Here is a 22,319-nt window from a genome sequence, read left to right as displayed (position 1 = left end):
GTGGCCACGATCGACCCCCGACGTCTGCTCGTCCTGCGCGCCTTCGTGCTCTCGGACTCCGTCACCGCCACGGCGGCCGCACTGCACCTCACGGCATCCGCCGTCTCCCAGCAGCTCGCCGCGCTCGAACGGGAGGTCGGTCAGCCGCTCATGGTGCGCACGGGGCGCAAGCTCGCGCTGACGCCCGCCGGACGCATCCTCGCCGAGCACGCGGAGGAGATCAACTCCCGCCTCAAGATCGCCGAGGCGGAGCTCGCCGCGCACTCCGGCGGCCTCCTCGGGCAGCTGCGCATCGGCGCGTTCCCGACCGCGATCAGCTGGGTCGTCGCCCCCGCGATCGTGGAGCTGCGCCGCAACGCCCCTGGCATCGACGTCAAGGTCGTCGACGCCGAGGCGCACATGAGCCACCGCATGCTCATGCGCGGAGACATCGACGCCACCGTCAGCCTGGAGTACGAGTCCGACCCCGAGCGCGATTCCCCCGACATCGTGAAGTTCCCGCTCTACATCGAGCGGTTCAAGGCGGCGGTCCCGCACAGCCACCCGCTCGCCTCATCCGACGGTGTGGAGCTGACGCAGCTCATCGAGGACGGCTGGATCATGCCCTCTCCCGGAAACCCCTCGCGCACCATGGTGCTGCAGGCGTGCGCGGAGCTGGGGTTCCACCCCACGATCACGCACGTGTCTGACGACTACCGCGCCGCGGTCTCGCTCGTCGCCGCCGAGGCGGGGGTGTGCCTGGTGCCGGAGTCCGCACTGTCCGCGCGGGACGCAGAGTGGGTGACGATCCTGCCCACGCAGGGGATCGCCCCGCTGCGCAAGGTCATCATGACCACACGTCGCGACAACCAGGGGCACCCGGTGGTGCGCGCGGGCCTCGACGCGATGCGGACCGTGCTCGCCGAGCCCGACTCGGAGATCCACGGTCCGCTCGCGCGTTCCGACACGTTCAGCGTGGAGTGACCGACCCCGTCGACGGAGCGTTCTCGCGGAGGAACGCGTCGACGTGCCGGTGGTACTCGACCGGCTTGTCGCGGCGCACGCAGTGGTGCGCCCCGTCGATCACGACGATGTCGAATCCGGGAGCGACCGCGGTGAGGCGCTCACGGGAGTGCTTGTCGACGATCACGTCGCCGGTCCCGGTGACCAGCAGCGCGGGCACCCCGGTCGGTCCGACGGTGATCTGGCGGGCCGTGGGGGTCCAGATCCGGCGCTTCTCGTGCACGCGCTGCTCCATGTAGGCGATGTCGACCGCCTTCATGGCCTCGGCGAGGGGCCGCAGCTCCTCCTCGGGCCAGTGCGGCTTCTGGGCGCGCTGCATCTCGACGAGCTCGTCGACGGTCGCGGTGTCGGCGAAGTCGAACGGGTCCTTCTCGGTCTGCTCCACGCTGAGCCACGGGTTGGGGCCGGCCTCCGGCACCCACCACGGCGGATCCTCCAGCACCACCCCGGCCACCAGATGAGGCGCGTCGGCCGCGACGAAGGCGGCGATGCGCGCGCCCATCGAGTGCCCGACGATCAGCGTCCGCCGTCCCGTCTCCTCGAGGATGTCCTCCAGGATGTCGATCGCGTCCTGCACCATCACGTCGGTCGACGGCACGCCCTCGTGCTCGGGGAGGCGTCCGGGCGAGCGGCCGTGACCCCGCGCATCGGGGGCGACGATGTGGAAGTCGTCCCCCCAACGGTGCACCGCATCCCCGTAGCAGGCGCCGGACTCGACGGCGCCGTGCAGGATCAGGATGACGGGAGCCTCTTCGGCATCCCGTCCGAACTCTCGGACGAACAGGTCAGTACCCACGTGTCCTCTTTCTGTCTCGTGCCGGGCCGGCTTCTGGCCGAACCACGGCGTCGTGGTCATTCGGTGAGTCATGGTCACGATCGTCGCACGTGCGCCCGATCGTGCGCACGGGGGCGTCGTCATGAGTCGGGAGCTCCGCCTCCGGCGTCGCGTCGACGAGGGACTGCGTGTACGGATGCTGCGGCGAGCGGAAGATCTCGTCCGACGGCCCCGTCTCGACGATCCGCCCGCGGTTCATGACCGCGACGCGATCGCTGTAGAGGCGGATCACGGCGAGGTCGTGGCTGACGTGCAGGAACGAGATCCCCTGATCGCGCTGCAGGTCGGCGAGGAGGTTGAGGATCTGCGCGCGCACCGAGACGTCGAGAGCCGAGGTCGGCTCGTCCGCGATGATCAGGGCGGGCTTGAGCGCGAGCGCCCTGGCGACCGCGACGCGCTGCAGCTGTCCGCCCGAGGCCTCGTGCGGGTAGCGCTCGAGGTAGTCGGAGCCCAGCCCCACCGAGGCGAGCAGGTCGATCAGCTCCGCCGTCGAGGTCGTCTCGCCGTGCGCGCGGAACACGTTCTCGAGCGTCTGCCGCACGGTCTGCCGCGGATTCAACGAGGCCAGCGGATCCTGGAACACCATCGCGACGTTGCGCCGCAGGCCGCGGAGGCCCTTCGCGCTGAGCTGCGCGATGTCCTGCCCGTCGGTGACGACGGAGCCGGAAGTCGGAGCGATCAGTCCGTTCGCCATCCGCGCCAGGGTCGACTTGCCCGACCCCGACTCGCCCACCAGCCCCAGCGCCTCGCCGCGGCCGACGTGCAGGGTGACGCCGTCGACCGCGAGCACGGTCTTGCGGTTCCTGGCGAACACGCCGCCCGTGCGGTAGCGCTTGGTGACGTCCGTCATCACGAGGATCGGTTCGCTCATCGGGCGGCCTCCTGCAGGTCGGGGAGACGATCGAGGTGGCACGCGGCGCGGTGCAGGCCGTCGGTGCGCGCGCCCCGCACGGTCGGCGCCGGCAGTTCGGTCTCGCAGCGTCCGTCGAGCCGCGCGGCGAAGGCGCAACGGGGAGCGAAGGCGCACCCGGCCCCTGCGTCCCGCAGCGACGTGGGGACCCCGGGGATCGCGCGGAGCCGCGCCCGCTCGCCCTCGGCGTCGAGACGCGGGGTCGCGGCCCTGAGCCCCGCGGTGTACGGATGGGCCGGCCGTTCGAAGATGTCGCGCAGGGTCCCGTACTCGGCCTCGCGCCCTGCGTAGAGCACGAGCACATCGTCGGCGGCGCTCGCGACCACCCCGAAGTCGTGGCTGATCAGCAGCATCGCCATGCCGTACTCGTCCTGCAGGCCCCGCAGCAGCGCGAGGATCTGCGCCTGCACGGTGACGTCGAGGGCCGTGGTCGGCTCGTCGGCGATCAGCAGGGCGGGGCGGTTCACCAGCGCCATCGCGATCACCGCACGCTGGCGCATGCCGCCGGAGAACTCGTGCGGGTAGCGTCGGGCGCTCTCGGCGGGGTTCGGGATGCCGACGCGGTCCAGCATCTCCACGGCGCGAGCGAGCGCGGCGCGGCGGGAGACGGAGGAGTCGTGGAGCCGCACCGCCTGCACGATCTGCGCCCCGATGCTGAGGTAGGGGCTCAGCGCGGAGAGCGAGTCCTGGAAGACCATCGCGACGTCGGCTCCGCGGATCCGGCGCAGCGCCCTCTCGTCGGCGGTGAGCATCTCGCGACCGGCGACGCGGATGCTGCCGCGCGCGCTCGCCGCCGGAGGCAGGAGCCGCATGATCGAGCGGCCCGTGATGGTCTTGCCCGAGCCGGACTCGCCCACCACGGCGAGCGTGCGGCCCTTCTCGACCGAGACCGAGAGGCCGCGGACGACGTCGACGTCGGCGCCGCCCAGGGCGAAGGAGATGGAGAGATCGTCGATCTGGAGCACGGGTTCAGGCACGGCGGATCCTCGGGTCGAGAAGCGGCATGAGCATGTCGGCGAGGAGGTTGCCGATGATGATGAGGAAGGCGGAGAACAGGGTGACCCCGACCACCAGGCTGAGATCCGACTCGTTCACCCCCGCGAGCAGGAGGTCGCCGAGGCAGTGCAGGCTGAACACCTTCTCGGCGATCACCGAGCCGCCCAGCAGCGCGGCGACGTCGAGGGCGAACATCGCCACGATCGGGATCATCACACCGCGGACGGCGTGCGCGTTCACACGGCGGGGCGATGCGCCCCGCGCGGTCATCGCGACCAGGTGGTCGGAGGACAGCTCGCCGAGCAGCTGGGTGCGCGTCACCCTGATGTAGCCGGCCGCCAGGATGATCGACAGCACCATCCATGGGCCGATCAGATGCCAGGCCCACTCCCACGGCGACTCCGAGATCGGGACGAACCCCGAGTAGGGGAGCGCGTTCAGCATGAATCCGAACACCTGCACCACCAGCAGGCCCACGAGGAACGTCGGCACGGCGAGGCCGAACATCGCGAAGCCGGCGGAGAACCTGTCGATGAGACCGCCCTTGCGGATGGCGGATGCCGCGCCGAGGCCGACGCCGACGAGGAGGCAGAGCACCGCGGCGCCGAACGTCAGCGACAGCGTCACGGGAAGGCGCTCGACGATGAGCGTCGTCACGTCGCTCTGGTTGGGGAACGAGTACCCGAAGCAGGGGGCGACGCAGTGCACCTGCTGCGAACCGGAGCCGTAGGTGCGGCCGACGAACAGACCCTTCACGAACTCGACGTACTGCCAGAGGACGCCCTTGTCGGTCTGCATGTAGGCGCTGACCTTGGCGAGGGTGTCGGCGGGGCAGGGCTTGCCGCACATGGCGCGAGCGGGGTCGCGCGATGCGCCGAAGAAGAGGGCGATCGTCACGAAGGCGATCGCGAGGAGCATGAACACCGCGGTGAACAGGCGGCGGGAGATGTAGCCGATCATGATGCGTCCTCCGTGCGCACATCGAGGACGTCGCGGAGCGCGTCTCCGGCGAGAGTGGCCCCGAACACGATGCAGAACACCACGGCGCCGGGGAAGACCATGTACCAGACGTCGGCGCCGCTGTAGATCCAGGGGAGGGAGTCGGACAGCAGCTTGCCGAGGTCGGGGACGTCGCCGCGCAGGCCGACGCCGAGGAAGGAGAGACCGGCGACCATGCTGACGTTCGCCGGGAGGGACATCGCGAACAGCACGACGACGAGTCCGAGGAGGTGGGGGAGCATCTCCCGGCGGATGATCTGCCAGGGCGGCGCACCGGTGGAGCGTGCGGCCTCGACGAACGCGCGGGCGTTCACGGCTCCGGCCTGGGCGCCGATGATCCGGGCTGGCACCGTCCAGCCGAAGAACGCGAGCACGAACACGAGCACCAGCTCCCGGGGGAACTCCGGGGGGACGATCACCATCACGGCGATCACGAACATCAGCCCGGGGAAGCCGAACATGAAGTCGATCACCCGTCCGGCGACCGCGTTGAGCCAGCCGCCGAAGTAGCCCATCGCGGTGCCGAGGGCGGCCGCGAAGACGATCGAGATGATGCTCGCCGCGAAGGCGATGAACAGCGAGGAGCGGATGCCGTAGACGATCTGCGCGAACAGGTCGATGCCGGTCACCGGGGCGACGCCGAGCCAGTGCTCGGCGCTCACGCCGCCGAGGGGGCCGAGCGGCCGACCGCCGTTCGGGTCGAGGAGATCCGTGTGGAACGAGTACGGGTCCTGCCCCTCGAGCGCGACGAGAACCGGCGCGAGCAGCCCGGCGAGGAGCGGGATCGCGAGCATCACGAGTCCGATCACCGCCGAGCGCTTCCGGGTGAAGCGGCGGAGGACCGACGGGCGTCGGCCCTCCGCGCGCTTCGTGTCGACCAGGGTCATGGTGCTCACTCGGAGATGCCGACGACCAGCTCGTTCGCGAACGGCGGGTAGGCGGGGATGAAGTAGTTCACGATGTTCGATCCGGCGAGAGCCTGGGTGCGCTGCACCAGGATCGGGACGATCGGAGCATCCTCCATGATCTGCCTGTCGATCGCGGCCCACATCTCTCCGGCCTTGTCGAGGTCGGGCTCGGAGATCGCGGCGTCGATCGCGGCGTCGACATCCGGGTTCGAGTAGTTCGAGGCGTTCCCGCCGCCGTTTCCGATCTCGCTGGATGCGAACAGCGGCTGGATCGTGCTCATGCCGCTCGGGAAGTCGGCTCCCCATCCGCTCGTCGTCATGTCGTAGTCGCCGCCCCCGGAGGAGACGAGCTCGTACCAGGTGTCGGAGTCGAGGCCGTTCAGCTCGACCGTGATCCCGGCCTTCTCGAGGGAGTTCTTGATGCTGAGGGCCTCCTTCTCCTCGATCGCGCTCACATCGGTCGGGTAGGTGAGGCTCAGCGTGAGATCGGTGACTCCGGCATCCGCCAGGAGCTTCTTGGCCTTGTCGACGTCGCCCTTGTCGCCGCCGTCGTAGAGGTCGAACTCCTCGTAGCCCGGCATGCCGGGCGTCATGATCGTGGAGCTGATCTGCCCGCCGAACTTCGGTCCTCCGTAGACGCTCTGAACCTCGGCCTTGTTGAGGGCGAAGTTGATCGCCTGGCGGACGCGCACATCCGCCAGCTCGGGGCTCTTCATGTTCAGTGCGAGGTAGCGGAAGTAGCCGGAGGGGCCGTTGGCGAGGCGGTCAGAGATCGAGGGGTCGGACTCGATGCGCTGGAACTGGGACGGCGAGATCAGGGCGTTGCTGATCGCGTCCTTGTCATCGCCCTTGTCGTCGATGAGGCGCTGCACGATCGTGTCGTTGTTCAGACCCATGTCGACGACGATCTTGTCGGGGCCCGCGAAGCGCACGTCGTCGGTCTTCTCGTCCCAGTGCGGGTTGCGCTCCAGCACGGCCTGCGAGCCCTTGGAGTACTCGGTGATCATGTACGGGCCGCTGGCGACGGGGTGCTCGCCGTAGGTCTCCGGCTCCGTGTCGGCTGCGGCCGGCACCGGCGCGAACGCGGGCATGCTCACGATCCACGGCCAGTTGCCGAACGGGCGGTTGAGGTGGAACACGATCGTCTGGTCGTCGACGACCTCGATCGAGTCCAGCTCCTCGCCGTCGTAGGGGCCCTCGTAGTCCTCCGCGCCGACGAGCAGGGTCTTGTGGTAGCCGAGGCCGCCCTGGAACATCGGGGCGAACGACCGCTCGACGCCGTACTTGACGTCCGCGGCGGTGATCGGGGTGCCGTCGGAGAAGAGGAGATCGTCCTTGAGCGTGAAGGTCCAGGTCTTCCCGCCGTCGTCGGTGGTGCCGGTGTCCGTCGCGAGGTCGGGGGTGAGGATCGTCTCCTTGTCGGGGAACGTCTGCCACGAGGTGAGTCCGCGGTGGACCCAGCGCAGGCGGCTCGTGGGCACCATCTGCGCGTTCGCGGTCTCCCACGACTCGTTCGCACGACGGGAGAGGTAGTGCAGGGTGCCGCCGGTGGGGACGGACTCCATCGCCGTCGCCGTGCCGTCGGACGTGGACTCCGTGGGGCCGGAGTTGGCATTGCACCCGGTCACCACGAGGGCGACGACGAGCGCGAGCCCTCCGAACAGCACTTTCCGAGATCGATTCACCATTGATCGCGCTTCCTGTGAGGCGGTCCCCCATCGGGTCGGGGGCGAGAGTGGTCTCTCAGGAATGCAGTCTGTCGGCGCGTCTGCGACGGCGTCCATCGAGCAGTTCTGCACGTGATCTGTAAGAAGAACTTAACGATCGCAGGCGTTCGCCGAGATGACTCGAGGCGGGCACGGACAGTGCGACGTGGCTCGGGTCCAAGAATAGTCGATCAGGCCGTTCTTGGCCAGAAGAAGCCCGCCGGAGTGCGGAGGCGGCCGTGCTGAGACAGACTGGGCGGATGCTGTCCGCTCCGAAGCTCACGTCCGGCGACAGGGTCGCCGTGCTGTCCCCGGCCTTCGCCGCCCCCGCGGTCGCGCCCGCCCTGCACGAGCAGGCGATGAGCCGTCTCGCGACCCTCACCGGGCTCGTCCCGGTGGAGTATCCGACGACGAGACTCCTCGACGCGACGCCCGAGGCGAGAGCCGCCGACGTCAACGCGGCGTTCGCCGATCCGAGCATCCGCGCGATCCTCGCGACGATCGGTGGAGACGATCAGATTCTGGTGGTGCCGCACCTCGACGCCGCGCTCGCGACGGCGGATCCGAAGCCGTTCGTCGGATACAGCGACAACACGAACATCCTGAACTGGCTGTGGACCCACGGCATCAGCGGATACTACGGCGGCTCGACCGCGGTGCACCTCGGCCCCGGCCCCGCCGTCGACGACGTGCACCTGCGTGCGCTGCGCGCCCTGCTCCTCGACGGCGGGACGCTCGAGATCACCGAGCCGGGGGAGTCGGAGGACGTGGGGCGGCGCTGGGCCGATCCGCTCGCGCTCACCGAGTACGGAGATCGCGTGCCCACCGAGCCGTGGACCTGGGCGGGCCCCGCCGCGCGGGTGGCGGGGCGGACCTGGGGCGGCTGCCTGGAGTCGATCGACGGTCTCGCGTTCCTCGGGCGTCTGCCGCAGCCGCACGAGCTCGAGGGCGCGATCCTGCTGCTGGAGACGAGCGAGGAGCGCCCGCCGGCCGGCTGGGTGGCGCGCTGGCTGCGCTGCCTCGGCGAGCTCGGCATCCTCGGCACCGCCGCGGGCGTGGTCATGGCGCGCCCTCCCGTGAGCGACTTCGAGTTCCGGCCGACGCCCGGTGAGGCGAGGGCGCTGCGCGACGCTCAGCGCGACGTCGTGATCGACGTTGTCGGACGATACAACCCCGATGCCGTCGTCTGCGTCGGCGTCCCGTTCGGCCACACCCGTCCGCAGTGGATCCTGCCCTACGGCGGGACGATGGTGCTCGACGGCGCCGTGCAGACGATCACCGCGGACTACTGAGACGGACGACGGAGGGCGGCGCACCCGTGCGGTGCGCCGCCCTCTCTTCGCCCGCCCTGCTCAGGGCTGGGCGACGACGCCCAGATCGGCGTCGTAGTCGTGATCCTTGGTCTCGGGGGAGAGGATCAGGGCGATGAACGTCAGCACGCCCATCGCGGAGAGGTACAGGCCGACGAGCCACGGGGCGCCGCCCGCCCACTCCCAGAGTTTGAGCGCGATCAGCGGCGCCACCGCGGCGCCCAGGATCGACGACACGTTGTACGAGATCGCGGAACCCGTGTAGCGGACGTTCGTCGGGAACAGCTCGGGAAGGAGAGCGCCCATCGGGCCGAAGGTCGCCCCCATGAGCATGAAGCCGAACACGAGGAAGGCCTGGGTCAGCGCGCCGGTGAACTTCGGATCGAGAGCGGGCAGCAGGAAGGCGTTGAACGTGAGGCCGAAGACGATGATGACACCGGTGACCCAGAGCAGCAGCTTGCGGCGGCCGACGGCGTCGGCGATCGGCCCCGACAGCAGCGTGAAGATGCCGAAGAACACGACGCCGATGATCTGCATCAGCACGAAGTCCGTATAGCCGAAGCCCAGGCCGGGGTAGAACTGCGCGGCGAACGCGGTGGCGTCGAACGGTTTGCCCGTCGCCTCCGCTGCGGCCTGCGCGGCTGCGGATGCCGTCTCCAGATCAGCCGCCTTGGTGCCGTAGGCGAGGGTGAAGTTCGTCATCAGGTAGAACAGCACGTACGTCGCCAGCATGATGAACGTGCCGAGGATGAGCTGCTTCCAGTGGTGGCGGAATACGGTCGCGAGCGGGAGCTTGCGGATCGCGCCCTTCTTCTCGGCCTTCTTGAAGGTGTCCGACTCGACGAGCTTCAGGCGCACCCACAGGCCGATGATGACCATGACGGCCGAGAACAGGAACGGGATGCGCCAGCCCCAGGAGAGGAACGCCTCGGATTTCAGCGCCGGGTTCTCGGAGTGCGGCAGCATCCAGTTGATGCCGAGGAACAGGAAGTTGGCGATGATGAAGCCCAGCGGGGCGCCCAGCTGCGGGAACGTGCCGTACCAGGCGCGCTTGCCCGCCGGGGCGTTCTCGGTCGCGACCAGTGCGGCTCCCGACCACTCGCCGCCGAGTGCGAAGCCCTGCGCGAGACGCAGGAGGAGCAGCAGGAGCGCCGCCCACCAGCCGATCTGCTGGAACGTGGGGAGCAGCCCGATCACGAACGTCGCGATGCCCATCGTGAGGAGCGAGGCCACGAGCGTCGCCTTGCGGCCGAACTTGTCGCCGAAATGACCGAACACGACCGCGCCGATGGGGCGGGCGACCATGGCCGCGCCGAATACCGCGAAGGAGGACAGCAGGGAGGTCGTGTCGTTCCCGGTCGGGAAGAACAGCACGGGGAACACGAGCACGGCGGCCGTCGCATAGGCGTAGAAGTCGTAGAACTCGATGGTCGTTCCGACGAGGCTCGCGGTGATGACCCGTGAGCGCGGGTTCGCCGGCGCGGTGGATGTGCTCAAGATGTTCCTCCGATCATCGCCCCATGCGGAGCACGTCGGAGTATACGCTTTCCTGAGCGTCGGCTGGGTGACCGGCCGCTCACTCCTCGGTGACGCCGAGCGAGAGGCCGGGCAGGAAGTCGGCGGTGGGGGAGAGCAGCTGCTCCAGCTCGAGCACGATGAGTCGGTTCTCCCCGGAGCGAGTCGAGGGCGACGGCGCATAGAGCGTCCGCTGCGGGCCGTTGCGCCAGTACCGCCCGAGGAAGAATCCGTTGAGGAACGCGTACCCCTTGCTCCACGCCGCGGTGTCGATGAAGAGATCGGCCGGCTCATCGAGGTCGAGCACCGCGGTCCACGCCGAAGGTCCGGCCGTGCTCGTGCTCGTGGTCAGGGGCAGGTGCGCGGCGATCTGCGCCACGTCCAGCGGCGTGGACGCCCAGCCGACGAGGGGCGACCCCTCCAGCGTCACGGCGCCGATGAGGCCCTTCCGCTCGCCGAGGCGGTGGTCGTAGTTCACCCGACCCTGATCCTCGACGAGGATGCTGAGCACGCGTCCGTCGGGGATCGCGATGGTCTGGTCGTGGCGGGTGCGGGCGAGCGTGCCGACGGGCACGCCGTCGACGCTCACCCAGGCGAGGTCGCGCACGTCGTCGAGACGGAGCACGCCGCCGCGCCCCTCGGGGAGGTCGACGTCGTACCGCACGAGCGCGCTGAGGTGCGAGAGCTCCTCGAAGGACGCGGGGGCGTCGGTGCGGACGGCGGATGCCGGAGCATCCGTCCAGGAGCCGGCGGGGTCGAGGGCGACGGAGAACGTCGGAGCGTCGCGGCGCGCCGCGGGCAGCTCGTCGGGCACCGGCGCGTGCTTCGCGATGACGTCACGGAAGGCGAAGAACTTCGCGGTGGGCTGTCCGGCCTCGTCGAGCGGCGCGTCGTAGTCGTAGGAGGTGACGAGGGGAAGGTAGCGCCCCTTGTCGTTGGCCCCGTTCGTGAGGCCGAAGTTCGTGCCGCCGTGGAACATGTAGATGTTCACGGACGCCCCGGCCGCGAGGAGCGCATCGAGGTCGGATGCGGCGGCCTCCGTGCTCGTCACGTGGTGCACGCCGCCCCACCAGTCGAACCAGCCGTCCCAGAACTCGGAGCACATGAGCGGTCCGGTCGGCTGATGCCGACGGAGGGTGGCGAGCCGCTCGACGCTGCGCGAGCCGAACGACGCGGTCTTGTGCAGCCCGGGCAGGCTGCCGTCCTCCAGCATCTGGGCCGTGGGCTGATCGACGGTCGTCAGCGGGACGGTGATCCCGGCATCCCTGGTGACCTCGACGAGAGCGCGGAGGTACTCCTTGTCCGAGCCGTAGGCGCCGTACTCGTTCTCGATCTGGACGAGCACGACGGGTCCGCCGCGGTCGATCTGCCGGGGAGAGACGATCTCGTACACGCGGCGCAGGTACGCGCTCACATCGGCGAGGTAGGCCGGGTCGGACGACCGCAGCGCGGTGCCGTCGGCGGTGAGCCAGACGGGGAGTCCGCCGTTGTGCCACTCGGCGCAGATGTAGGGGCCGGGGCGGACGATGGCGTCGAGGCCCTCAGCGTGCACGAGGTCGAGGAATCCGCCGAGATCGTTCCAGCCCGTCGCGTCCCAGTCGCCGCGCCGCGGCTCGTGGGCGTTCCAGGCGACGTAGGTCTCGATCGTGTTCAGCCCCATCAGCCGCGCCTTGCGGATGCGGTCCTGCCACTGGTCCGGGTGCACGCGGAAGTAGTGGATGGCGCCGGAGATCACCTGGTGCGGGCGGCCGTCGCGGAGGAAGTGGTCGTCGCCGATGGAGAAGCTGGTCACGATGAAGTGCTTTCGATGAGAGGGCGGGCGCGCCGTGCGGCGCGCCCGCCCCGGGTGTTACTTGTTGACGGAGAAGCCCTGGGCGTTGCCGTACTCGACCAGCGCGTCCTGCCAGGCGGTGAGGCCCTCGTTCAGGTCGGTGCCGTTCTGGTACGACTGGCCGACGGTGTCGCCGAAGATGCTGTTCGCGTAGACCTGGTAGGGCAGGTAGTGCCATCCCTTGACGACGCTCTTCGCGGCATCCGCGAGCACCTCGTTGATCTTCTGGCCGCCGAAGTACTCCGGCGCCTCGCTGAGGAACTCGTCGCTGGAGAGCTCGGCGTTGGTCGACGGGAACCCGCCGGACTCGAGGAAGATCTTGATGCTGTCCTCGGAGTTGTTCAGCCACCACAGGAAGCCCGCGGCGAGGGCCGGGTTCTTGCTCTGGGTGGTGACGGCCTGACCGCCGCCGCCGTTCTCCGCGCTGGCGGGCGAGCCGTCGTAGGTCGGCATCGGGGCGACGCGCCAGTCTCCCGAGCCGTCAGGGGCGCCGGAGATGAGGTTGCCCGGCATCCAGGCGCCGATGATGAGGGTCGCGATGCTGCCGTCGCCCAGGCCGCGGAACCACTCGTCGCTCCAGCTGGAGGTGGGGGCGACGAGGCCCTCGGAGACGAGGCGGTTCCAGTTCTCGGTCCACTTCTTCGACCCGGCGTCCTGGAGGTCGATCGTGACATCGGTGCCCTCTGTCTGGAACGGCGTGCCGCCGGCCTGCCAGATCATCGAGGTCGCGAAGCCGGCGTCGCCGGTGTCGTTGGTGATGTACGCGTTCGGGTTCGCCGCGTGGATCGCCTTGGCGGCCTCGTAGTACTCATCCCACGTGGTGGGGACGGCGATGCCGGCGGCGTCGAAGACGGACTTGTTGTAGAACAGGGCCATGGGGCCGGAGTCCTGCGGGAGGCCGTAGATCGCCTTGTCGCTGGTCACGGAGCCCCAGGTGGATGCCGTGTAGTCGTCCTCGAAGTCGGCGAAGCCGTACTGCGCGAGGTCGACGAACGAGTCCGTCAGCGAGAACTGCGGGAACGCCTGGTACTCGATCTGCACGACGTCGGGGGCGCCGGATCCGGCCTTGATGGCGTTCTGCAGCTTGGTGTACTCGTCGTTGTTCGTTCCGGCGTTGACCAGGTTGACCTTGACGTTGGGGTAGGCCTTCTCGAACGCCTCGACCTGGGCCTCGGCGGAGGGCGTCCACGACCAGTAGGTGATCTCGCCGCCCTTCTCGAGTGCGGCCTTGACGGAGTCGAACGTGCCGTCGCCTGCGGCGCTGCCGCCGCCGTCGGAGGCGCCGCCGGCGGAGCAGCCGGCGAGGGCGATGGCGGCGACGGTGCCGGCCGCGAGCACGGCGAGGGCGCGCCGCACCGCGGGTGAGGGAAGGTGCTTCATTGCTGTGTCCTTTCGGGAGGTGGTCCAGCTCTGGACCGGGTGTTGCAGGGAGGGGGACGGGAGGCTACTGCTTGACGCTTCCCGCGGTGAGACCTGACTGCCAGAAACGCTGCAGCAGCAGGAAGGCGATGACGATCGGGACGATCGTGAGCAGGGAGCCCATGATCACGAGGTTGTAGATGGGCTGGGAGCCCGCGCCGATCGCCTGGGAGCTCCACTGGTTGAGGCCGACGGTGAGCGGATACCAGGCGGGGTCGGAGAGCATGATCAGGGGCAGGAAGTAGTTGTTCCAGGTCGCGACGACCGTGAACAGCGCCACCGTCACGATGCCGGGCGCCAGCAGGCGCAGCGAGATCGTGAAGAAGGTGCGGAACTCCCCGGCGCCGTCGATGCGCGCCGCCTCCAGCAGTTCGGTCGGCACCGACTCCGAGGCGAAGACCCAGATGAGGTAGAGGCCGAACGGGCTGATCAGGGAGGGGATGATCACGGCCCACGGCGTGTTCGTGAGCCCGAGCTCGCTGAACAGCAGGAAGGTCGGCACCGCGAGGGCCGTGCCGGGAACGGCGACCGCGCCGAGCACGACGGCGAACACGGCACGGCGGCCGGGGAAGCGGTACTTGGCGAGACCGTATCCCGCCATCGTCGCGAGCAGCGTCGCGCCGCCCGCCCCCACCACGACGTACAGCAGCGTGTTGCCGAGCCAGCGCAGGAAGATGCCGTCGCGGTACGTGAAGGTCGCCGCCAGGTTGTCGAAGAAGGCGAAGTCGTCGGCGAACCACAGCCCGAAGGAGCTGAAGAGGCCCGACTGGGTCTTGGTGGAGCTGAAGAGCAGCCAGACCAGGGGGATGATCGTGTACAGGCCGTACACGATCATCACGATGAGGAGCGTGTTGGACTTGCGCGGGTTCAGGGGGTCGTTCCGACGAGTCCGCGGGCGGGCGAGGGGGAGAGCCATGTCAGCGCACCTCCGACTTCGAGCCGCGCAGTTGCACGACGTAGGCGATGACGGCGGTGATGACGCCCATGATGATGGCGATCGTCGCCGCGTAGTTGAACTGCTGCCCGGCGAAGGACAGGTTGTACGCGTACATGTTGGGCGTGTAGTACGTGGTGATCACGTTCGGCGCGAGCGGCCGCAGGATGTTGGGCTCATTGAAGAGCTGGAAGCTGCCGATGATCGAGAAGATCGTCGCGATGACGACCGCCCCGCGCACGGAGGGGATCTTGATGGAGAAGATCGTGCGCCAGGCGCCGGCCCCGTCGAGGGAGGCGGCCTCGTACATGTCGGTGGGGATGGTCTTCAGCGAGGAGTAGAAGATCAGCATGTTGTAGCCCACGAACTCCCAGGTCACGATGTTGCCGATCGAGGCCAGCATCCACTCCTTCGCGAACGGCGTGAGCGCATCGAATCCGAGGAGGTCGTTGACGTTGCCGGCGAGGCCGAACTGGTCGCCGTAGATGTAGCCCCACATGAGGACGGCGACGACGGCGGGCACGGCGTAAGGCAGGAAGATCAGGATGCGGAAGAAGGATGCTCCCCGCAGTCGCGCGCTGTCGAGGGCGAGCGCCGCGCCGAGCGCCAGCGCGAGCATGATCGGCACCTGCACAACGAGGAACAGCAGGACACGGCCGAACGCCTCCCAGAACTGCGGGTCGGTGAGCGCTCGCACGTAGTTGTCCAGGCCGACGAAGGCCGTGCCGCCGATGAGCTTCTCCTGGAAGAAGCTCAGGTAGAGCGCGTAGGCGAGCGGCGTGAGGAACACCAGGGCGAAGACGACCATGAAGGGGCCGACGAACGCCCAGCCGTTCCAATTGCGCTTCTCGCGGCGGGGGATGCTCAGCGCACCTCGTGCCGCGGTGATTTCTGTCGTCATCGACGAGACCTTCTCTGATTCGGGCGTCGGGTGCGCCATGTGTCAACGTCAACATATGCGATGGACTGTTAGTGTGTCAACGTCAACACATGAATGGATGTGATCGTGTCCTCAGCAGAAACGGCAGAGTCGCCGCATCGGCGCCGTGAACCTTCCATGGAGGACGTCGCCCGCGAGGCCGGAGTGTCCGGTCAGACCGTCTCGCGCGTCGTCAACGCGCGCGGCTACGTCGGCGCGGCGACCAGAGAGCGCGTGGAGGCGGCGATGCAGCGCCTCGGATACCGGCCGAACAGCGCAGCGCGCGCACTGCGGTCGGGCAGATTCCGCACCATCGGCGTCGTGATGTTCTCGTTCAGCTCGTACGGCAACCAGCGCACGCTCGACGCGATCGCGGTGCGCGCCGCCCAGCTCGGATACGCGCTCACCCTCATCCCGGTCGAGTCCAGCGCGCGCGACACCGTCGCCGGCGCCTTCCGTCGCCTGGAGGAGCATGCCGTCGACGGCATCATCATCGTCATCGAGGCCCACCAGCTCGACGAGGCCGACGTGGAGATCCCCGATGCGCTGCCCGTCGTGTTCGTCGACTCGAACCGCACGGTCGAGCATCCCTTCGTCGACACCGATCAGGCTCAGGGCGCACGCCTGGCCACCGAGCATCTCCTCGACCTCGGGCACGACACGGTCTGGCATGTCGCGGGTCCGGAGAGGTCCTACTCCGCAGAGCGCCGACGGGAGGCCTGGCAGGCGACCCTCGAATCGCGCGGACTCCACGTCCCCGGCGCCCTGGTCGGCGACTGGAGCGCGCAGTCCGGCTACGCGGCGGGTCTCCGCCTCCGAGAGGTCGACGGAGTCACCGCGGTCTTCGCGGCGAACGACCAGATGGCGATCGGCGTGCTGCGGGCTTTCCGCGAGATCGGCCGCGACGTGCCGGGCGACGTCAGCATCGTCGGGTTCGACGGGCTGCCGGACGCCGCGCAGCTGTGGCCTCCGCTGACGACCGTGCAGCAGCATCCGGAGCGCGTCGGGGCGCTCGCCGTCGACGCCCTCCTCGCGGAGCTCGACAGCGGAGAGCGACGGCACACTCCGCTCGTCGGCACCGAGCTCGTGGTTCGGGGCAGCACGGCGCCCCCGCGGAGGCACTAGGCCCCTGCGTCGAGCCGCGCGGACTTGCCGTGCAGAACTCCGGAAAAGTCTCGGCTATCCGGAGCACAGCGCCCGTTCACGCCTGGAGCTCGGGCCCGATCTCCGGAGTTCTGGCGGGCGGGGCGGAGCGCCCGCTCCGGATGCCGCGGGTTACGCCGTCGGGGGTCAGCGCCAGATGGCCGCGATGCCGGCGTTGACGGCGGTCAGGATGCCGACGAGCCAGAACACGGCGGGGGCGATGGCGTCGCCGCGCTTCTGGCGGGCCGTGCCGATGCCGAGCAGGGCTCCGATGATCAGCAGGATGACCAGCTTGGTGCCGATCTTCACGTAGTTCATCTCGGCGCCCTCCGGCAGACCCCACGGCGCCGCGAGTGCGAGACCGGCGATCGCGGCGATCGTCATTCCGACGCTCATCAGCCGTGTGAACTCGCGCGTGCCGCCGAACGCCTGCACAGCCCAGGAGCCGAAGAGCACGGCGAATCCGATGAGGTGGACGAACAGGACGATGTGGCGCAGGATCTCCATGCGCTCACCGTACGCCGGAACCGGTATTCCGCGCCAGATAGGCGACCCTCAGTGCTCACGCCTTCGAGCGCGACTGCGGGGTCGTCCGTTGTGCGACGAGGTCGCGCGCTCGGTCCGATCGCGCGACCTCGTCGCCCGTCAGCCCCGCAGCTCCCTGATGAGGAGCGCGGTGCGCAGCGCGGCATCCGCGGCCTCTGCGCCCTTGTCCTCCTTGGAGCCCTCGAGGCCGGCACGGTCGAGACCCTGCTGCTCGTCGTCGAGGGTCAGCACGCCGAAGCCGACCGGCTTGCCCGCGTCGAGCGATACCCGGGTGAGGCCGTCGGTCGTGGCCGCCGAGACGTACTCGAAGTGCGGGGTGCCGCCGCGGATGATCACGCCGAGCGCGACCACCGCATCCGCCCCGCCGGCGAACGCCGCCTGCGAGGCCACCGCGAGCTCGAACGAACCGGGCACGCGCACCAGGCGATGCGTCGCCTGCGCCTCGTTCAGGACGCGCTCCGCTCCGGCGATCAGGCCGTTCGTGATGGTGTCGTGCCAGGTACCGGCGATGATGACGACGTCGAGTCCCCGCCCGTCGATGCTCCCGGCCTGGGGTGCGCCTGCGCCGCTCATTCGTCGTCCTTTCCGTCGGCGAGAGCCTCTGCGAGCTCCGCCTCTCCGATGATGTGACCCATCCGGTCACGCTTGGTCTCGAGGTACTGGTGGTTGTTCGGCCCGACGCCGACGATCAGCGGCACCTGCTCCACGACGTCGAGCCCGAGCTCGCGCAGCTGGTTGACCTTGTCCGTGTTGTTCGTCAGCAGGCGCACCTTCGACACGCCGAGATCGGCGAGGATGCCGGCCGCCGCCGCGTATTCGCGGGCGTCGGCGGGGAGGCCGAGGGCGAGGTTCGCGTCGACCGTGTCGAGCCCCTCCTCCTGCAGGCTGTACGCCCGGAGCTTGTTGATGAGCCCGATGCCCCGTCCCTCGTGACCGCGCATGTAGATGACGATGCCGCCCTCCTGCTCGATCGCGTCGAGCGCCGCGTCCAGCTGAGGCCCGCACTCGCACTTCAGCGAGCCGAACGCCTCGCCCGTGAGGCACTCGGAATGCACGCGCACCAGCGCGGTCTCGGTCGGCTCTCCCGAGACGACGGCGATGTGGTCGGTGCCGCTGACCCTGTCCTTGTACGCGAGGAAGCGGAACGTGCCGTGCGAGGTCGGAACCGTCGCATCGGCCCTCAGGCTCACCCTCCTGCCGGGGGAGGCGACGGCGCCGTCGGGGTCGATCTCGTTGAGGTGCGCGATCAGCTGCTCGATCGTGATGACGGGGACGCCGTCGCGCTCGCCGAGCTCGAGGAGGCCGGGCATCCGCATCATGCTGCCGTCTTCGGCGACGACCTCGGCGATCGCGCCGACCGGACGCAGCCCAGCCAGCTTCATGAGCTCGACGGCCGCTTCGGTGTGGCCGCTGCGTTCGCGCACGCCGCCGTCGACCGCGCGGAGCGGCAGCACGTGACCGGGGCGGATCAGATCGCCCGCGGTCGACGAGGGGTTCGCCAGCACGTTCAGGGTGTGCGCGCGGTCGTGCGCGCTGATGCCGGTGGTGACGCCGGACGCGGCATCCACGCTGACCGTGTACGCGGTCGAGCGCGCGTCCTCGCTGGTGGCGACCATGGGCTGCAGGTTCAGGCTGTCGGCGAGATCGGTGGGCATGGGCGCGCAGATGAACCCCGACGACCAGCGCACGGTCCAGGCGACCCACTCGGGTGTCGCGAGCTCGGCGGAGAGGATGACGTCGCCCTCGTTCTCGCGGTTCTCGTCGTCGGCGACCAGCACCGGCCGGCCGGCGCGGAGCGCGTCGAGCGCTTCGGGGATGGTGGACAGGCTCATCGCGAGCCTCCTTCCTGTGCGACGCCGAGCTCGCGGAAGGCGAGCAGACGTTCGACGTGTCGGGCGAGGACGTCGGTCTCGAGGTTGACGCGGTCGCCGACCGCGCGCACGCCCAGCGTGGTGGCGGCGAGGGTCTCCGGGATGAGGGAGACCTCGAACCACGCGTCGGCCTCGGACGGGGCGCTCACGGCGCTCACCGTCAGCGACGTGCCGTCGACCGAGATGGAGCCCTTGTCCACGACCAGCGGGGCGAGGTCGGCGGGGAGGCTGATCCGCAGCACGCTCCACTGCGCGCCGGGGCGCACCTGCAGCACGGCTCCCGTGCCGTCGACGTGGCCCTGCACGATGTGGCCGCCGAGGCGGGCACCCACGGGCATCGCCTTCTCGATGTTGACGCGGGTGCCCACGGTCGCGCCGCCGATGGCCGCCACATCGAGGGTCTGCTTCATCACGTCGGTGTCGAAGGTGTCGGCGGTCGAGCCCACCACGGTCAGGCAGACGCCGGACACCGCGATCGACTCGCCGTGCACGGCATCCGCCGCGGCCTTCGGGGCGCGCACCGTGAGCCGCCAGCCGTCGCCCGCTGGTGCGATGGCGGTGATCTCGCCGATCTCCTCGATGATTCCGGTGAACATCAGGCAGCTCCTTCGTCGTGAGCGTCGGTCGCGGTCGCCGGGTGAGCGATCGCGAGCAGGTCGGTTCCGAGCGGCAGCCACTCGTCGATGTCGAGGCGCACGGCCGCGTCGATCGACGGCACGCCGATGTCGGTGAGGGCGAGGCGCCGGCCGCCGAGCAGCACCGGGGCCACGTACGCGAGCACCCGGTCGGCGAGATCCGCGGCGATGAAAGCGCTCGCGAGGGTCGGGCCGCCCTCGACGAACACGCTCTGGACTCCGCGCGCGTGCAGATCGGCCACGACGGCCCGCAGGTCTCGGGTGTCGTAGAAGACGGGGGAGTGGGGATGCCGGCGCACCGCGGCGTCGTCAGGGGTCGGCCTCGAGCCGATCACGACGGGGACAGGCTGGTGCGGATACAGGACATCGCCGTCACGGGCGGTGAGAGCGGGGTCGTCGGCGAGCACGGTCCCGGTGCCGACGACGATGGCGTCGGCGGCCGCGCGCCGTCGATGCACGTCGGCGCGTGCCGCGGGCCCCGTGATCCACTGGCTGGAGCCGTCGTCCGCTGCGGCGCGTCCGTCGAGGCTCTGCGCCCACTTCACGGTGATGTGCGGTCGCCCGAGACGCTGCGCGGTGAGCCAGCCGTCGATCAGGGCGTGCGCGGCATCCGCCTGCTCGCCGGACTCGACGTGGACGCCGGCGTTCCGCAGCCGTTCTGCGCCTCCGCCCGAGACTGCGCCGGGGTCGTCGAGGGCGTACACCACGCGGGCGACGCCGGCGTCGATCAGGGCGAGGGCACACGGGCCGGTGCGGCCGGTGTGATTGCACGGCTCGAGGGTGACCACGGCCGTCGCTCCGCGGGCGGCGCCCGGCGTGAGCTTCGAGAGCGCATCGACCTCCGCGTGCGGGGTGCCGGCGCCGTGGTGCCAGCCCTCGGCGAGGACGTCGCCGTCGGGGGAGAGGATGACGGCGCCCACCTGCGGGTTCACGCCCCGCGGCCCCTGCGCTGCGAGTTCGAGCGCGCGACCCATCGCGCGGCGCTCAGCCTCGGTCACTGCCATCCGTCGTCCTCCTCTGAGGCTCCGGGGGATGCAGAACGCGCGCGCGAGCGCGCCGTGCTGCCTCCCTTCCGGACTAGCGAGATGACTCTCGCATCACCGTCGGTTCCGGATTTCCACCGGATCGGCATCCCGGTGGAACCGAGACGCTCGCGGACTGTCACCGCCGGTTCGGATTCACACCGACCCCGGAGCACGTTGATGCTCTGAGTGTACTCAACGCGTCTGACAGAGATTCATTCCGCGACATGAAAGGGAACGCGGTGCTACTTGAGCAGCCGCGACAGGCGGCGATCGGCGAGCGGCTTGCCGCCCGTCTGACACGTCGGGCAGTACTCCATCGAGCGATCGGCGAAGAACACGCTCCGCACGATGTCGCCGCACACGGGGCACGCCTCCCCGCGGCGGGCGTGCACCTGCATGCCGCGGCGCTTGGCATCCTTCAGATCAGCGGGGGGCTTGCCGGAGGCCGCGGTCACCGCATCCGTCAGCGTCGCGTGCGTCGCCGCGAACAGCCGGTCGATCTCGTCGTCGTCGAGCTTCGCGGAGATCGCGTACGGAGACATGCGCGCGGCGTGCAGGATCTCGTCGGAGTAGGCGTTGCCGATGCCGGCGATCACGGCCTGATCGCGCAGGAGGCCCTTGATCTGCATCCGCTTCCCCGCGAGCAGGCCGGCGAAGACCTCGCGCGTGAACGACGGGTCCAGCGGATCAGGGCCGAGCCGGGCGATGCCGGGGACGTCCTGCGGATCTCGCACGACGTAGACCGCGAGCGACTTCTTGGTGCCGGCCTCGGTGAGATCGAACCCGCTGCCGTCGTCGAGGGCGATGCGCAGCGCGATGGGCGACTTGCCCGGCTTGATCAGCGTGGTGGGGAGGGTGTCGTACCAGCGCAGCCACCCGGCCTTGGCGAGGTGAAATGCGAGGTGCAGATCGTCGCGGCAGGTCAGCACCACGAACTTGCCGTGGCGGGACGCCGCCGTGATCTCCGCGCCCTGGAGTGCGTGGATGGGCGGATCGTAAGTCTTCAGCGCCGAGATCGCCGCCACCGTGGCGCGGGTGATGGTGCGCCCGACGGCGCGCTCGGCGAGGAACGTCGTCAGTCCCTGGACCTCGGGCATCTCCGGCATGGACTCATCCTGACACCGGCATCCGACATCCGGCTAGGGGCGACGCTCAGACGGCGCTCAGCAGCAGGCGGATGCTGGCGGCGCGCAGGTGCTCGACGGCATCTAGGTCTCCGCGCAGATAGGCGATGAGCGCGTTGAGGAAGATCCCGTCGAACAGCGCGTAGGCCGACGACGGATCGACGACGGGCGCGCGTCCCTCGAGTTCGGAGAAGCGCTGGACGACGGCCCACACCATGTCGCTGAGCAGCCCGTCGATCGCGATGATGGTGTCGCGGAAGCCCGCGTCGAACAGGGCCTGATTGCGCAGGTCGTACCAGAGCCGGTGCATGTCGGCCTCGTCGCGCAGAGTGGAGGCCATCTCTGCGCCGAACCGCTCGGCGAGCTCGGCTCCGCTCCTCGACGACTCGACGATGGGGTCGTAGCGCCGCGCGCACTCCGACTTGTACTGCCAGATCGCCTGGCCGATCAGATCGTCCTTGTCCTCGAAGTAGTAGTGCAGCAGCCCGTGCGACAGCTCGCTCTGGGCGGCCACGTCGCGCAGGCCGGTGCGGGCGAATCCGCGCTCGGCGATGGCCGTCAGCGCGGCATCCGCCAGCTCGCGTCGACGCGCGGCGAACTTGTCGGTACCCGCCCGCTCCGCGCGCACAGCCGCATCGCCCATCACGCCTCCTCCGGTCTCGGTGAAGCGATCATACGCCCTGCGGAGGGC

General features: G+C 69.6%; 21 protein-coding genes and 1 riboswitch. Of the genes, 3 read left to right on the top strand and 18 right to left on the bottom strand.

Features of this window, described 5'->3' with window-relative positions; all coding sequences use genetic code 11:
• Positions 1-963, top strand: coding sequence for a LysR family transcriptional regulator (locus LC438_RS13035; RefSeq protein ID WP_223586806.1), 963 nt, complete (start codon positions 1-3; stop codon positions 961-963).
• Here the strand turns inward: LC438_RS13035 and LC438_RS13030 are convergent.
• The 6 genes from LC438_RS13030 to LC438_RS13005 are packed head-to-tail and all read right to left on the bottom strand — an operon-like array spanning position 950 to position 7,317.
• Positions 950-1,798: an alpha/beta fold hydrolase gene (locus tag LC438_RS13030; RefSeq protein WP_181155940.1), complete on the bottom strand. Its 849-nt coding sequence runs from the start codon at positions 1,796-1,798 to the stop codon at positions 950-952. The genes LC438_RS13035 and LC438_RS13030 overlap by 14 nt on opposite strands.
• Positions 1,788-2,708 (bottom strand): ATP-binding cassette domain-containing protein, encoded by a 921-nt coding sequence (locus LC438_RS13025; RefSeq protein ID WP_105676135.1) that lies wholly within the window; start codon positions 2,706-2,708, stop codon positions 1,788-1,790. Before LC438_RS13025 ends, LC438_RS13030 begins: the two co-directional genes overlap by 11 nt.
• Entirely contained in the window at positions 2,705-3,724 is a 1,020-nt protein-coding gene (locus tag LC438_RS13020; protein WP_223586805.1) for an ABC transporter ATP-binding protein, read from the bottom strand. The genes LC438_RS13025 and LC438_RS13020 overlap by 4 nt, the downstream gene beginning before the upstream one ends.
• The gene (locus LC438_RS13015; protein WP_223586804.1) at positions 3,717-4,703 is read right to left on the bottom strand and encodes an ABC transporter permease; all 987 of its coding nucleotides are present in this window, start codon (positions 4,701-4,703) and stop codon (positions 3,717-3,719) included. The genes LC438_RS13020 and LC438_RS13015 overlap by 8 nt, the downstream gene beginning before the upstream one ends.
• Positions 4,700-5,629: an ABC transporter permease gene (locus LC438_RS13010; protein WP_223587476.1), complete on the bottom strand. Its 930-nt coding sequence runs from the start codon at positions 5,627-5,629 to the stop codon at positions 4,700-4,702. Before LC438_RS13010 ends, LC438_RS13015 begins: the two co-directional genes overlap by 4 nt.
• Before the next feature lie 5 nt (positions 5,630-5,634).
• Positions 5,635-7,317, bottom strand: a complete 1,683-nt coding sequence (locus LC438_RS13005) for an ABC transporter substrate-binding protein (protein ID WP_219844626.1) — start codon at positions 7,315-7,317, stop codon at positions 5,635-5,637.
• A gap of 299 nt (positions 7,318-7,616) precedes the next feature.
• On the opposite strand from LC438_RS13005, the gene LC438_RS13000 reads away from it, so the two are divergent.
• Positions 7,617-8,648, top strand: coding sequence for a S66 peptidase family protein (locus tag LC438_RS13000; RefSeq protein WP_223586803.1), 1,032 nt, complete (start codon positions 7,617-7,619; stop codon positions 8,646-8,648).
• A 60-nt stretch (positions 8,649-8,708) separates the two neighbouring features.
• Here the strand turns inward: LC438_RS13000 and LC438_RS12995 are convergent, their stop codons facing one another.
• From LC438_RS12995 to LC438_RS12975, 5 genes are all read right to left on the bottom strand, one after another.
• Positions 8,709-10,163: an MFS transporter gene (locus LC438_RS12995; RefSeq protein ID WP_105676145.1), complete on the bottom strand. Its 1,455-nt coding sequence runs from the start codon at positions 10,161-10,163 to the stop codon at positions 8,709-8,711.
• A 79-nt stretch (positions 10,164-10,242) separates the two neighbouring features.
• Positions 10,243-11,973, bottom strand: coding sequence for a beta-galactosidase family protein (locus tag LC438_RS12990; RefSeq protein ID WP_223586802.1), 1,731 nt, complete (start codon positions 11,971-11,973; stop codon positions 10,243-10,245).
• 57 nt (positions 11,974-12,030) lie between these two features.
• Entirely contained in the window at positions 12,031-13,392 is a 1,362-nt protein-coding gene (locus LC438_RS12985; RefSeq protein WP_223586801.1) for a sugar ABC transporter substrate-binding protein, read from the bottom strand.
• Positions 13,393-13,456: 64 nt separating this feature from the next.
• Entirely contained in the window at positions 13,457-14,347 is an 891-nt protein-coding gene (locus tag LC438_RS12980; protein WP_181155942.1) for a carbohydrate ABC transporter permease, read from the bottom strand.
• Position 14,348: 1 nt separating this feature from the next.
• Positions 14,349-15,266, bottom strand: coding sequence for a carbohydrate ABC transporter permease (locus LC438_RS12975; protein WP_105676186.1), 918 nt, complete (start codon positions 15,264-15,266; stop codon positions 14,349-14,351).
• Positions 15,267-15,422: 156 nt separating this feature from the next.
• Between LC438_RS12975 and LC438_RS12970 the strand changes: the two genes are divergently transcribed.
• Positions 15,423-16,409, top strand: coding sequence for a LacI family DNA-binding transcriptional regulator (locus LC438_RS12970; protein WP_105676150.1), 987 nt, complete (start codon positions 15,423-15,425; stop codon positions 16,407-16,409).
• Positions 16,410-16,574: 165 nt separating this feature from the next.
• Here LC438_RS12970 and LC438_RS12965 read toward each other — a convergent pair whose 3' ends face one another.
• From LC438_RS12965 to LC438_RS12935, 7 genes are all read right to left on the bottom strand, one after another.
• Positions 16,575-16,934: a Fe-S protein gene (locus LC438_RS12965; RefSeq protein ID WP_223586800.1), complete on the bottom strand. Its 360-nt coding sequence runs from the start codon at positions 16,932-16,934 to the stop codon at positions 16,575-16,577.
• A 138-nt stretch (positions 16,935-17,072) separates the two neighbouring features.
• The gene (gene ribH, locus LC438_RS12960; RefSeq protein WP_223586799.1) at positions 17,073-17,546 is read right to left on the bottom strand and encodes a 6,7-dimethyl-8-ribityllumazine synthase; all 474 of its coding nucleotides are present in this window, start codon (positions 17,544-17,546) and stop codon (positions 17,073-17,075) included.
• Positions 17,543-18,805, bottom strand: a complete 1,263-nt coding sequence (gene ribA / locus LC438_RS12955) for a GTP cyclohydrolase II (RefSeq protein ID WP_105676156.1) — start codon at positions 18,803-18,805, stop codon at positions 17,543-17,545. Before ribA ends, ribH begins: the two co-directional genes overlap by 4 nt.
• Positions 18,802-19,440: a riboflavin synthase gene (locus LC438_RS12950; protein WP_223586798.1), complete on the bottom strand. Its 639-nt coding sequence runs from the start codon at positions 19,438-19,440 to the stop codon at positions 18,802-18,804. Before LC438_RS12950 ends, ribA begins: the two co-directional genes overlap by 4 nt.
• Positions 19,440-20,483 carry a bifunctional diaminohydroxyphosphoribosylaminopyrimidine deaminase/5-amino-6-(5-phosphoribosylamino)uracil reductase RibD gene (gene ribD, locus LC438_RS12945; RefSeq protein WP_223586797.1) on the bottom strand — a complete coding sequence of 348 codons (1,044 nt, stop codon included), beginning with the start codon at positions 20,481-20,483 and terminating at the stop codon, positions 19,440-19,442. The genes LC438_RS12950 and ribD overlap by 1 nt, the downstream gene beginning before the upstream one ends.
• 52 nt (positions 20,484-20,535) lie before the next feature.
• A riboswitch (FMN riboswitch) is annotated at positions 20,536-20,679 on the bottom strand.
• Between the two features lie 67 nt (positions 20,680-20,746).
• Positions 20,747-21,610 (bottom strand): Fpg/Nei family DNA glycosylase, encoded by an 864-nt coding sequence (locus tag LC438_RS12940; protein ID WP_223586796.1) that lies wholly within the window; start codon positions 21,608-21,610, stop codon positions 20,747-20,749.
• 46 nt (positions 21,611-21,656) lie between these two features.
• Positions 21,657-22,271 (bottom strand): TetR/AcrR family transcriptional regulator, encoded by a 615-nt coding sequence (locus tag LC438_RS12935; protein ID WP_223586795.1) that lies wholly within the window; start codon positions 22,269-22,271, stop codon positions 21,657-21,659.
• Between the last annotated feature and the right edge of the window lie 48 nt (positions 22,272-22,319).

The sequence above is a fragment of the Microbacterium sp. OVT16B genome (assembly GCF_019969705.1).
Taxonomy (GTDB): Bacteria; Actinomycetota; Actinomycetes; order Actinomycetales; family Microbacteriaceae; genus Microbacterium; species Microbacterium natoriense.
Note: the sequence above shows the minus strand (reverse complement) of the source record. Positions and strands in the feature narration are given on the sequence as shown.

Coding starts and splice junctions, on each gene's coding strand:
- LC438_RS13025 (WP_105676135.1), bottom strand. CDS start 2,708: ATGAGCGAACCGATCCTCGTGATGACGGACGTCACCAAGCGCTACCGC.
- LC438_RS13015 (WP_223586804.1), bottom strand. CDS start 4,703: ATGATCGGCTACATCTCCCGCCGCCTGTTCACCGCGGTGTTCATGCTC.
- LC438_RS13010 (WP_223587476.1), bottom strand. CDS start 5,629: ATGACCCTGGTCGACACGAAGCGCGCGGAGGGCCGACGCCCGTCGGTC.
- LC438_RS13000 (WP_223586803.1), top strand. CDS start 7,617: ATGCTGTCCGCTCCGAAGCTCACGTCCGGCGACAGGGTCGCCGTGCTG.
- LC438_RS12985 (WP_223586801.1), bottom strand. CDS start 13,392: ATGAAGCACCTTCCCTCACCCGCGGTGCGGCGCGCCCTCGCCGTGCTC.
- LC438_RS12980 (WP_181155942.1), bottom strand. CDS start 14,347: ATGGCTCTCCCCCTCGCCCGCCCGCGGACTCGTCGGAACGACCCCCTG.
- LC438_RS12975 (WP_105676186.1), bottom strand. CDS start 15,266: ATGACGACAGAAATCACCGCGGCACGAGGTGCGCTGAGCATCCCCCGC.
- LC438_RS12970 (WP_105676150.1), top strand. CDS start 15,423: ATGGAGGACGTCGCCCGCGAGGCCGGAGTGTCCGGTCAGACCGTCTCG.
- LC438_RS12965 (WP_223586800.1), bottom strand. CDS start 16,934: ATGGAGATCCTGCGCCACATCGTCCTGTTCGTCCACCTCATCGGATTC.
- ribH (WP_223586799.1), bottom strand. CDS start 17,546: ATGAGCGGCGCAGGCGCACCCCAGGCCGGGAGCATCGACGGGCGGGGA.
- ribA (WP_105676156.1), bottom strand. CDS start 18,805: ATGAGCCTGTCCACCATCCCCGAAGCGCTCGACGCGCTCCGCGCCGGC.
- LC438_RS12950 (WP_223586798.1), bottom strand. CDS start 19,440: ATGTTCACCGGAATCATCGAGGAGATCGGCGAGATCACCGCCATCGCA.
- ribD (WP_223586797.1), bottom strand. CDS start 20,483: ATGGCAGTGACCGAGGCTGAGCGCCGCGCGATGGGTCGCGCGCTCGAA.
- LC438_RS12940 (WP_223586796.1), bottom strand. CDS start 21,610: ATGCCGGAGATGCCCGAGGTCCAGGGACTGACGACGTTCCTCGCCGAG.
- LC438_RS12935 (WP_223586795.1), bottom strand. CDS start 22,271: ATGGGCGATGCGGCTGTGCGCGCGGAGCGGGCGGGTACCGACAAGTTC.